The 9,638-nt window shown below is 52.7% G+C and carries 6 protein-coding genes and 1 pseudogene; 4 read left to right on the forward strand and 3 right to left on the reverse strand.

Annotated elements, in window-relative coordinates:
- Window positions 1-321 precede the first annotated feature (321 nt).
- Window positions 322-1,437, reverse strand: a complete 1,116-nt coding sequence (locus tag VF260_04885) for a M15 family metallopeptidase (GenBank protein HEX7056517.1) — start codon at window positions 1,435-1,437, stop codon at window positions 322-324.
- Window positions 1,438-1,556: 119 nt separating this feature from the next.
- Between VF260_04885 and VF260_04890 the strand changes: the two genes are divergently transcribed.
- On the forward strand, window positions 1,557-2,906 hold the full coding sequence (locus tag VF260_04890; GenBank protein ID HEX7056518.1) for an MATE family efflux transporter: 1,350 nt from the start codon (window positions 1,557-1,559) through the stop codon (window positions 2,904-2,906).
- Window positions 2,907-2,933: 27 nt separating this feature from the next.
- Complete coding sequence (locus VF260_04895; protein HEX7056519.1) at window positions 2,934-5,996, forward strand: efflux RND transporter permease subunit; 3,063 nt, start codon at window positions 2,934-2,936, stop codon at window positions 5,994-5,996.
- Here the strand turns inward: VF260_04895 and VF260_04900 are convergent, their stop codons facing one another.
- Together VF260_04900 and yhbH are read right to left on the reverse strand one after the other, a co-directional pair.
- A complete protein-coding gene (locus tag VF260_04900) occupies window positions 5,997-7,391 on the reverse strand; it encodes a SpoVR family protein (protein HEX7056520.1) in 1,395 nt (464 codons plus the stop codon).
- Between the two features lie 75 nt (window positions 7,392-7,466).
- Window positions 7,467-8,627: a sporulation protein YhbH gene (gene yhbH, locus VF260_04905; GenBank protein HEX7056521.1), complete on the reverse strand. Its 1,161-nt coding sequence runs from the start codon at window positions 8,625-8,627 to the stop codon at window positions 7,467-7,469.
- A 129-nt stretch (window positions 8,628-8,756) separates the two neighbouring features.
- Between yhbH and VF260_04910 the strand changes: the two are divergent.
- Together VF260_04910 and VF260_04915 are read left to right on the forward strand one after the other, a co-directional pair.
- Window positions 8,757-8,843, forward strand: a pseudogene (locus VF260_04910) (type II toxin-antitoxin system RelE/ParE family toxin).
- A gap of 170 nt (window positions 8,844-9,013) precedes the next feature.
- Window positions 9,014-9,638 (forward strand): alpha-N-arabinofuranosidase (locus tag VF260_04915; protein ID HEX7056522.1); only part of this gene is annotated, 625 nt, incomplete at its 3' end.

Genomic DNA, 9,638 nt, shown 5'->3' on the forward strand with positions numbered 1-9,638 from the left:
TGAGCACAAATACTGCCCGGTGTGCGCGAATGAACTGCTAAAATATGTGGGGAGCTTGCTCAATCGGTAATTCGCGGTATGTTCCGCGCATTGCTTTGCAAAGATGCGCGGAACATCACCAGCGTTTTTGATTTTCACAATCAGTCACTTTTTTGTTTGTTGCCAATTGGGCGGCTGTAGCCACAAATAATTGGATGAAATCCATTTAATCTTTACTAAACGGTAATCAAACGAGAATTAATTGGAGAAAATCCATCTAATTTTATCCGTCCGCGGCGGCGGTGGGTGTGAGTCCGTTTTTCGAGCGGGATTTTGGCCCCGTTATTTGCCGGAGGCTGGAACGGTGCCGGCGTCCTGGAAGTATTCTTCCAGCGTCAGGCCGCTCTCATACACTTCCGCGGCGATTTTTTTGCCGACATAGCGAATATGCCACGGCTCATAAATGTAGCCGGTTATCGCCTCTTTATCTTTTGGATAACGGATAATAAAGCCGTATTCGTGGGCGTGCTCAGCCAGCCATTGGCCTTCTTTGGTTTCGCCGAATTTTTCGTCCAGGGCAAATCCGGCGCTTTCGCTCGATACGTCGATGGCCAAGCCTGTTTGGTGTTCGCTTTGGCCGGGGCGGGCGCTGAAGCGGTTCGCCGCTTCTTCTCCCTGCTGCTTGACATATGCCGCAAACAGCGCTACTTGCGTCTTGTAGGAACGGTAGCCCGACACGCCGTACAAATAAATGCCGTCTTTTTTGGCGCCGGCGAACAAAGCTTCCAGGGCGTCCGCGGCGATTTTGCGCAGATGCCTTTTCTCAACGATTTCATTATAGGAAAACGGCACGTTCGGAACCACGAGATCGTCCGGCGCGTAATCGGCGGGCAGATTGCGCTTTTTGTTGGCCACGACCGCGACATCGTCCGGATTGGTGACCACTTCCACGCCGTCCGCGTTCACTTTAACGGTTGCGGCGAGCGAATATTTGATGGTGATATGCGCTTTTGCCTTTTTCCCGTGGTAGGAAGCCGTTATCGTGGCTGTGTCGCCTGTTTCCGCCTGCTTTGCGACGGTCAATTCGCCCTTTTTGTCAACACTGACAACTTTCGGGTCGCTGCTTGTAAAGTCGATTTCATCCGTATTGGTGATTTTCGCCAACGAAACATCCTGGCCGTTTGCTAGGCGCGCGGAAATTTGCAGCGATTGCGCTTTTGTTCCTTGTTCATCCGCGGTTCTCGGCGGCAGCACGATTTCCGCGGGAGCGATGGCGATCGCCTGCACCTGTTCGGGCGAAATCCGCTCGCTTGTTTGCGCCGTTTTTGCGGGCGTCGAAGCCGGATTCGCCGTTTCCGTCGCAGGTGTAGCGATCGGCGAATTTGCTTCTTTTCCGCATCCGGACAAAGCCAATGATAAAAATACAACGATTGCGAGCGATAAACGTTTTTTATTCATGATGAAAGCTCCTTCGAAGTTTGTATGCGCTGTGGGTTGGCGGCGGCGTTCATTGTTTTTTCGCTGTTAATCAGCTAAAATCGGCAACGTGGACACTTTTTTGCAAAGGGCCGATCCGTATGGGCAAACGGTTGCTGTTCAATCCTTGGGGCATCATCCTGCGGTTGGCGTTGCCATCCGTCGTATCGTTCGCCACCATGACTTTGACCGGTACGATCAATTTAATCATGGTTGGACATTTGGCGTCAACTGCCATCGCGGTGGTCGGCGTTTCAAATATTATCATCTATAACGCCTGGGCCCTGTTTTCGGGGTTGGGCAACACGGTCAATTACCTGGTGGCGCAAAATTTCGGGGCGCAAACGATGCGGCAAGGCGTTGAGCGCACCTGGATTACATTGTACTACTGTTTGGGAGTAAGCGTCGTTGTGATGTGCGGCGCGATTTTTGCCGGAAGCATTTTGCGCTTTGTCGGTTCGGCGGTGTTGGCGGAAGCGGGCACGGCCTATTTGCGGTTTCGCTTTGCCGCTCTCGTGTTTGGTCTGTTCAGTTTTGTTTTTCACGGTTTTTTTCGCGGCATCGGCGATACGAGAACTCCGGCGGTGCTGTCTTTTCTGGGCTGCGGCGTGATGATCTTTTTCACTTATGTTCTGACGTATGGCAAGCTGGGATTCCCGGAAATGGGGCTGCAAGGCGCCGGCTGGGCGTTTTTGCTTGGCGAGCTGTTGGGGTTTTTCGGCTGCCTTTATGTATATTTTATTCGTCTACACAAACGTTTCCAAACACGGCGGCGCACCGCCTTTAACAAGCCGGAAGCGCGGCTTATATTGCGGGAGAGCGGCAAGCTGGGCTTGCAGGAGTTTGCCATGAGCATCTCCATGTTTATTTTTACCGCCTTTGTCGGCAGGCTCGGCATCGATGCGCTTGCCGCGAATGAAGTGGCGTTGAATGTCATGTCGCTGGGCTTTATGCCCGCGTTTGCATTCAGTTCGACGGCGACGATCCTGGTCGGGCAGGAAGTCGGCAAAGGCAAGCCTCTGGCAGGGCGGAGATTCGGCACGCACACGGCTGTTATCGGCAGTTTGTTTTTGCTTGCTTTGGGTATTGGCGAATTTATTTTGGCCGACCGGATCGGGCAATTTTATACGACGAACCGCGATGTGGCGGCGTTGGCGGCTGATTTGATCCGCATTTCCGCCTTTATGCAGCTGTTTGACGGACTTTTCAATTACTATGCCGGCGGCTTGCGCGGCATCGGCGATACGGCGTTTTTGCTGAAAGCCGCGGTTATGACAAGTTTGGCGTTCTTCGTGCCGCTCACTTATGTGCTTACTTTTCTGTTTGATCTGGGCAGCATTGGGGCCTGGATATCCCTGTACGTTTACTTGACGGTGTTGGGTTTGACGCTTTTGATTCGCTTTTATCGCACCGATTGGCTGCAGGTAAAGGCCAAAAACGTTGCGCTTTAACCAGCATAGCCTTTAGGAGGTAACGGCATGTCTTTGTTGGCAAAATTCAGCCTGAAAAACCCGGTGGCCATATTGCTTTTGATTTTGCTTGTCATTTCCGGCGGAATCTATTCATCCACCAGGTTTCAGGAAGAGTCGATGCCGGACATTTCGATTCCCTATTTGTTTGTGACGGCGGTTTACCCCGGTTCGACGCCGCAGGAGTCGCAAAATGAAGTGGCGATTCCGTTGGCGAACGCGCTTAAGCATATTCCCGGCGTAAAAACGGTGATGACCAACTCCGCCAGCGGTGTGGCCACCATCAGTCTCGAATTTGGCTTTGACGCCGATATGGATGAAAAAAAGGACGAAATTGAAGAAGCGATTGCGGCTGTCAAGCTGCCGGCGCAGGTGGAGCGCCCGACGGTCAGCAAAATTTCCTTTTCCAGCGGGCCCATGATGTATTTGTCCGTTACCGCGGAAAAAGGCGCCGACATGAACGATTTGCAGGAAATTGTGGCGGGGAAAATCGTCCCTGCGCTGCAAGGGCTGGATGGCGTCGGCAAAGTGCAAACGCTCGGGCTTTTGTCCGACAATGTTTTTATCCGTCTGGACGCCGCCAAAATGAGAGCGGCGGGTATCTCCTATGGGCAGGTCAGCCAGGTGCTGCAAGCGATGAATGTATCCATTCCGGCAGGCGTCGCGTCGTTTGGCGACATGCGGGTGCCGGTTATGGTAACCGGGCGGATGACCGATATCAACGAATTGAAGCGGCTCGTCATAAACCCGCAGCCTCTGGTCAGGCTTGCCGACATTGCCGATGTCCGGGTCGGCGCGGATGCGCCGGAGACGATCTCGCGCGTGCAAGGGGAACCGAGCGTCGCGGTCAATATCATCAAAAACAACGACGCGAATGCCGTCGATGTGTCGGATGCGGTGATGTCCGAGCTTCAGCGCATCTTGAAAAACAACAAAGAGGTAAAGCTGGATGTTATTTACGACGCGGCCAAAGACATCAAAAAATCGGTTAACGGTTCGCTGCGCGAAGGCCTGTTGGGAGCTTTGTTCGCTTCGTTGCTCATCCTCGTTTTCCTGCGCAATTTCCGGGCGACGCTCATTGCGATCGTCTCGATCCCGCTTTCCATTTTCGCGGCGCTTATTCTATTGAAGCAATTCACCAACGTAACGCTGAACATTATTACGCTTGGCGGAGTTGCGGTGGCGATCGGGCGGGTGGTCGACGACAGCATCGTCGTCATCGAAAACATCGTGCGGCGCCTGCAAGGGCAAAAGGTAACGAAAGAATTGGTCAAGGATGCGACGGGCGAAGTTGCGGCCGCAATTACGTCCTCGACGATCACGACGGTGGCGGTTTTTGCGCCGCTCGGGCTTGTCGGCGGCATAATCGGGAAAGTATTTGCGCCTTTTGCGCTGACGGTTGTATTTTCCATACTGGCGTCTCTCGTTGTCGCGGTGACGGTCGTCCCGACGTTGGCCTATTTGCTGCTCAAAAGAGTACGGATAAAAGAGCATGCGGAAACGCGCCTGAAAAAATCGTACAAGCGCCTGCTCGGTTGGTCGTTAAACCATAAACTCGCCGTTTTGCTCTTGTCCCTGGTTTTGTTGGGCGGTTCGTATCCGCTAATCAAGATTGCCGGCGTTACGTTTATCCCGGAACAGCCGGAAAAATATATCATGATGAATTTAAAGATGCCCACGGGAACGGATTTGCTCGAAGTCGATGCGCTTGCGCGCAAGATGGATGAGAAACTGCGGGAAACAGGCGAAGTGGCGCTCTCGCAGGTGACGGTCGGGCAGCCGCAGGGCGAATTTGATCCGGTTTCCATGACGGCGGGCGTAAGCAATGTCGCGACATGGATAGCGCAACTTTATCCCGACACGGAAGTCGACCGTTTTATCCGGCAATTGAAAGAAATGTACCGCGACGATCTGCGCGACACAGACTCCACGATGAATATTCAGGAAGTGAGCGTCGGCCCGGCCGGGCCCGGCATCAATATTATCGTCACCGGACAAACAAGACAGGACATCAATCAGGCGACGGAAGCGATCACCGCTGCCGTGAAGCAAATCGAGGGCACCGAAAATGTTTCCAATACGCTTTTGGAAAAGCAAAAAACGGTGGAAATCCGCATCCGCCCCGCCGACGCGTTGAAATACGGCATGACGACCGTCCAGGCGGCGGCCGCGATTCGGCCGCTGTTGTCCGCGCAAACGATCGGAACGTTCGGCAACGGCACGAAAGCAAGCGATCTGATTTTGTCCGTCACGGGGCTTGGCTTGAATTCCGCCGCGGCAATCTCCGAGCAGATGATCGTTACGCCGGTTGGCCAGCCTGTTGCCGTCGGGGCGATTGCGGATGTCACTGAAAAAGAAGTGCAGAGCGTGCTGCAACTCCGCGACGGCGAAGATTACGCGATGGTGACCGGGGGAATCAGCGCGCAGGACAGCGGCGCGGTAAACAGCAGGCTGAAAGAGAAGCTGAGTACGCTTAAGCTGCCGGAAGGCACGCAATATATTCTGGAAGGCAGCGACAAACAGATCGCCGACATGATGAGCGACATGCAGATGGCGATGGCGGTGGCGGTCGCGCTTGTTTACATTGTGATGATCATCGCGTTCGGCAATGGGCGCGCGCCGCTATCCGTGCTGTTTTCGCTGCCGTTTGCCGTAATCGGCGCGTTCGCCGGAACGGTGATCGCCAGGCAGCCGATCTCGGTCGCCAGCATGATCGGCATGCTGATGCTGATCGGGATTGTCGTCACCAACGCGATCGTGCTGGTCGACCGCGTGCAGCAGCGCATCAGGGAGGGCGCAATCATCCGCGAAGCGCTGCTGGAAGCCGGCGGAACCAGGCTGCGCCCGATTTTGATGACGGCTATCGCCACCATTTGCGCGCTGCTGCCGCTCGCTTTGGGCCTAGGCGAAGGCGCGCTGATCTCCACCGGATTGGCTGTCGTCGTCATTGGCGGTTTGGTCACGTCTACGCTGCTCACGTTGATTGTTGTTCCGGTGATGTACGAACTGTTGTATTATTTCAAGGCGAAACGCGAAATCAAGCGGGCGCAACGCCTGGGCAGACGATCATGATCAAGTCAGAAATTTCCGCTTCAATTGCCCGTTTTCCATGGAAAACAACGCGCGCTTGTCTTCGATGACCGTCTCGAGATGGACGGATTTGCCCCAAAGTTCATATACCAGGGGCAGCGTTTTTTCCACGTAGCGGATGTCGAGCTCGATGCCGTCGTATGCGTGTTTGATATACAACTCGCCGTTGTGCAAATAATCGCCGTCTTCGACAAGCAGAGTAGGGAAGCCGCCGTTTACGCGCGAACGGATCAACTGTTCCCGCACGTTTTCCCATTTTTTGTCCGAGATTTTCCATTCGGCGCCTTCCTTTTCAAACACGTAAAGGTCGAGTTCTTCCGTCAGTTGTTTCGTCAAATAATTGCGGATAAAAGAGGTGTCCATGTCAAACTCGCGGACTTCGAACAGTTTTTCCCGTCCCCATCTTTGTTCGATATCCTCGAATATTTTCAAGCCGAGATAGTACGGATTCACCATTAAGCGCGACGGCTGGATAACAGCGGCGTTCAGTTTGGCGTATTCCACCGTTTCCTCCGAAGTCAGATCCAGTTTTCGCAAAATCCGCGCGTGCCAATACGAAGCCCAGCCTTCGTTCATGATTTTTGTCTCGATTTGCGGCCAGAAATAGAGCATCTCTTCGCGCAGGATAGTCAAAATATCGCGCTGCCAATCTTCCAATCCCCGCGCGTGCTCGCAGATAAACCAGATTAAATCTTTGTACGTCCTTTTGGAATCGGGCTGCTTTTCCTTGTGTTCGTCCCGTTGCGCGCCGTCTTTGTCCAAATCCCACAAATCATCATAATCTCCCGGTTTGCCGCCGGGCTGGTTCGGCATCTTTGTTTTCCGCGGTTCGCGCTCATTCCGTCGTTTTTCCTCCTCGGCAATGACGAACGGTTTCACAAGAGAGGGATCGATATGTTCCTGCACGGCCAGCGCCGCGTCGATAAACCGCTCCACCGCTTCGGTGCCATGGATCAGTTCGTACCCTCTGATTCGCTCCGCGGAGGCGGACATGCTTTCGATCATATCGCGGTTGGTATTTTTAAACCGGATGTTGTTTTTGAAAAAATCGCAATGCGCAATCACGTGCGCGGCGATCAGCTTATTTTGCACGAGGGTGTTGCCTTCGAGCAGGAAAGCGTAACATGGATTGGAATTGATCACAAGCTCATAAATTTTCGACAATCCCAAGTCGTATTGCACCTTCATGCGATGAAAGGCTTTGCCGAAACTCCAATGGTTGAAGCGCGTCGGCATTCCGTACGCACCGATTGTATAAATAATATCGGCAGGGCAAATTTCAAAGCGCATCGGATAAAAGTCCAGCCCCAATTCGGTGGCCACTTCGGTGATTTCGGCGATGGCAAGCTCAAGTTGCTTCATTTCGTCGTTCGTCATGCGGCCCGTTCCTCCTTTATCTTTTTTAAAGCAATGTATGTTTGACAATCGATGAATGCCGGAAAACCGCATTTATCATGAAGCGCTGCCGCTTCCGCTTTTGCCTTTGCCGAAAAACGTCAGCATCGCCTTGTATACTTCCCTTTTTTCGCGGATGACGCATGTTTTGAAGCGCGGATGCGAGATATGCTGAAAGGCGTTCATCAATGTGCTGGTGCGGTTGTACTGATTCACTTCCCCATATCCGAACAAGCTGCTTGCTTCCAATAACCGGCCGATCAATTTCTGACAGCGCTCATTGTCGGAGGTCAGATTGTCGCCGTCGGAGAAATGAAACGGGTAGATGTTGTACGCTTCAGGCGGGAATCGTTCGGCTATAATCTCCAGCGCTTTCTGGTATGCGGAAGAACAGATGGTGCCTCCGCTTTCGCCGCGATGGAAAAATTCGTCCTCGCTCACTTCGTTTGCTTCCGTATGATGCGCGATAAAAACAATCTCCACATGCTCGTATTTTTTGCGCAAAAAACGGGTCATCCAGAAAAAGAAGCTGCGCGCGATATATTTTTCGAAATCCCCCATCGAACCGGAAGTGTCCATCATGGCGAGGATAACGGCGTTGGAATGGGGTTTTATCGTTTCCTCCCATGTTTTGAACCGCAAATCTTCAGGCGAGATTCGGCCGATTTGCGGGTGTCCGTCGCGGGCGTTGCGGCGTATGTTGGCCAGGATTGTGCGCTTTTTGTCAATGTTGGCGATGAGCCCTTTTTTGCGCACGTCGTTAAAGCGGATTTCGGATTCATATAGTTGGTGCTTTTGTTTTTCCTGCAGATTGGGCAGCTCCAGTTCGGCAAATACGAGCTCTTCAATTTCTGCCAGCGTTACGTCCGCCTCAAGTATGTCGATGCCCGGCTGATCACCGGCGCCTTGGCTAGCGTCGCCGGAAGCGGGCGCCGAATCTGTCGCCAGCACATCGCCCACTTTCGATTCGCCGTCGCCCTGGCCGATATGCCTGGATTTATTGAAGTTGTAGCGAAACCTGTATTCGTCCAGGCTGCGGATCGGGATTTTGACAACCCGCTTGCCGCTGGACAAAATAATATTTTCCTCGGAAACGAGATCGGGCAAATTTTTTTTGATCGCTTCCCGTATTTTTTCATTGTGCCGCATCTGATCCTGATGGCCTTTACGGTGCAAGGACCAATCCTCGCGGGAGATGATAAACAATGGCTCCGGCAATGTGTACCCCTCCTTCGCTGCTGCAAAATTAGCGCTATCAGTAATAGCGTATGAGCCAAACGGGGAGAAAGTACGGCGCGCATTAAATGGCGTTTGTTTCGATTCCAAATCGAATGCCAATCCAATTGGAATAAATACCATAAGATGTTCGTGGAAAAATGCTATCTCATTTTGTACCAGATCAAGAACCAAACAGTGTATGTTGACTATATTTGACAGGCATCTTGCGTCTTTGGCTTTTGCCAAAGCCTCCCGGATGGCGCCCCTGCAGCTACTTTTTAGCTGTATGGTCGCGCGCAAAATCGCGCTGGATTTTTATATATTACATGCTACAATACTTGCAAAGAGGAAACTCTTGGTGATTTCTTAAGGTGAGGAGATGCTGCATGGTCAACAAAGTAATCGTGAATGCCGATTTGCCGGAAGGAATTATTAGCAGGGAAATATACGGCCATTTCGCCGAACATTTGGGACGGTGCATTTACGAGGGGATCTGGGTCGGCGAAGATTCCGCCATTCCGAACACGAAAGGAATTCGCAACGATGTCGTGGAGGCGCTAAGGCGCATCCAAATTCCCGTGCTGCGCTGGCCGGGAGGCTGTTTTGCCGACGAATATCACTGGAAAGACGGCGTCGGACCACGGGATAAGCGCAAGCGGATGGTCAATACGCATTGGGGCGGAGTCGTCGAAAATAATCATTTCGGCACGCATGAATTTTTTCTGCTTTGCGAAATGCTGGGCTGCGAGCCGTATATCACGGGCAATGTCGGCAGCGGAACCGTTCAGGAGATGCAGGAATGGGTCGAATATATGACCTTCGACGGCGAATCGCCGATGACCGACTGGAGAAAGGCCAACGGACGGGAAAAGCCGTGGCGGCTCAAGTATTTCGGCGTCGGCAACGAAAATTGGGGCTGCGGAGGCCATATGCGCCCGGAATATTACGCCGATGAGTACCGCAGATACCAGACGTATGTGCGCAACTACGGCGAAAACCGTTTATACAAAA

Source organism: Bacilli bacterium (assembly GCA_036381315.1).
GTDB lineage: Bacteria > Bacillota > Bacilli > Paenibacillales > KCTC-25726 > DASVDB01.

Excerpts from the sequence above, each read along its gene's own strand:
- VF260_04890 (HEX7056518.1), top strand. The coding sequence starts at position 1,557 with ATGGGCAAACGGTTGCTGTTCAATCCTTGGGGCATCATCCTGCGGTTG.
- VF260_04895 (HEX7056519.1), top strand. The coding sequence starts at position 2,934 with ATGTCTTTGTTGGCAAAATTCAGCCTGAAAAACCCGGTGGCCATATTG.
- VF260_04885 (HEX7056517.1), bottom strand. The coding sequence starts at position 1,437 with ATGAATAAAAAACGTTTATCGCTCGCAATCGTTGTATTTTTATCATTG.
- VF260_04900 (HEX7056520.1), bottom strand. The coding sequence starts at position 7,391 with ATGACGAACGACGAAATGAAGCAACTTGAGCTTGCCATCGCCGAAATC.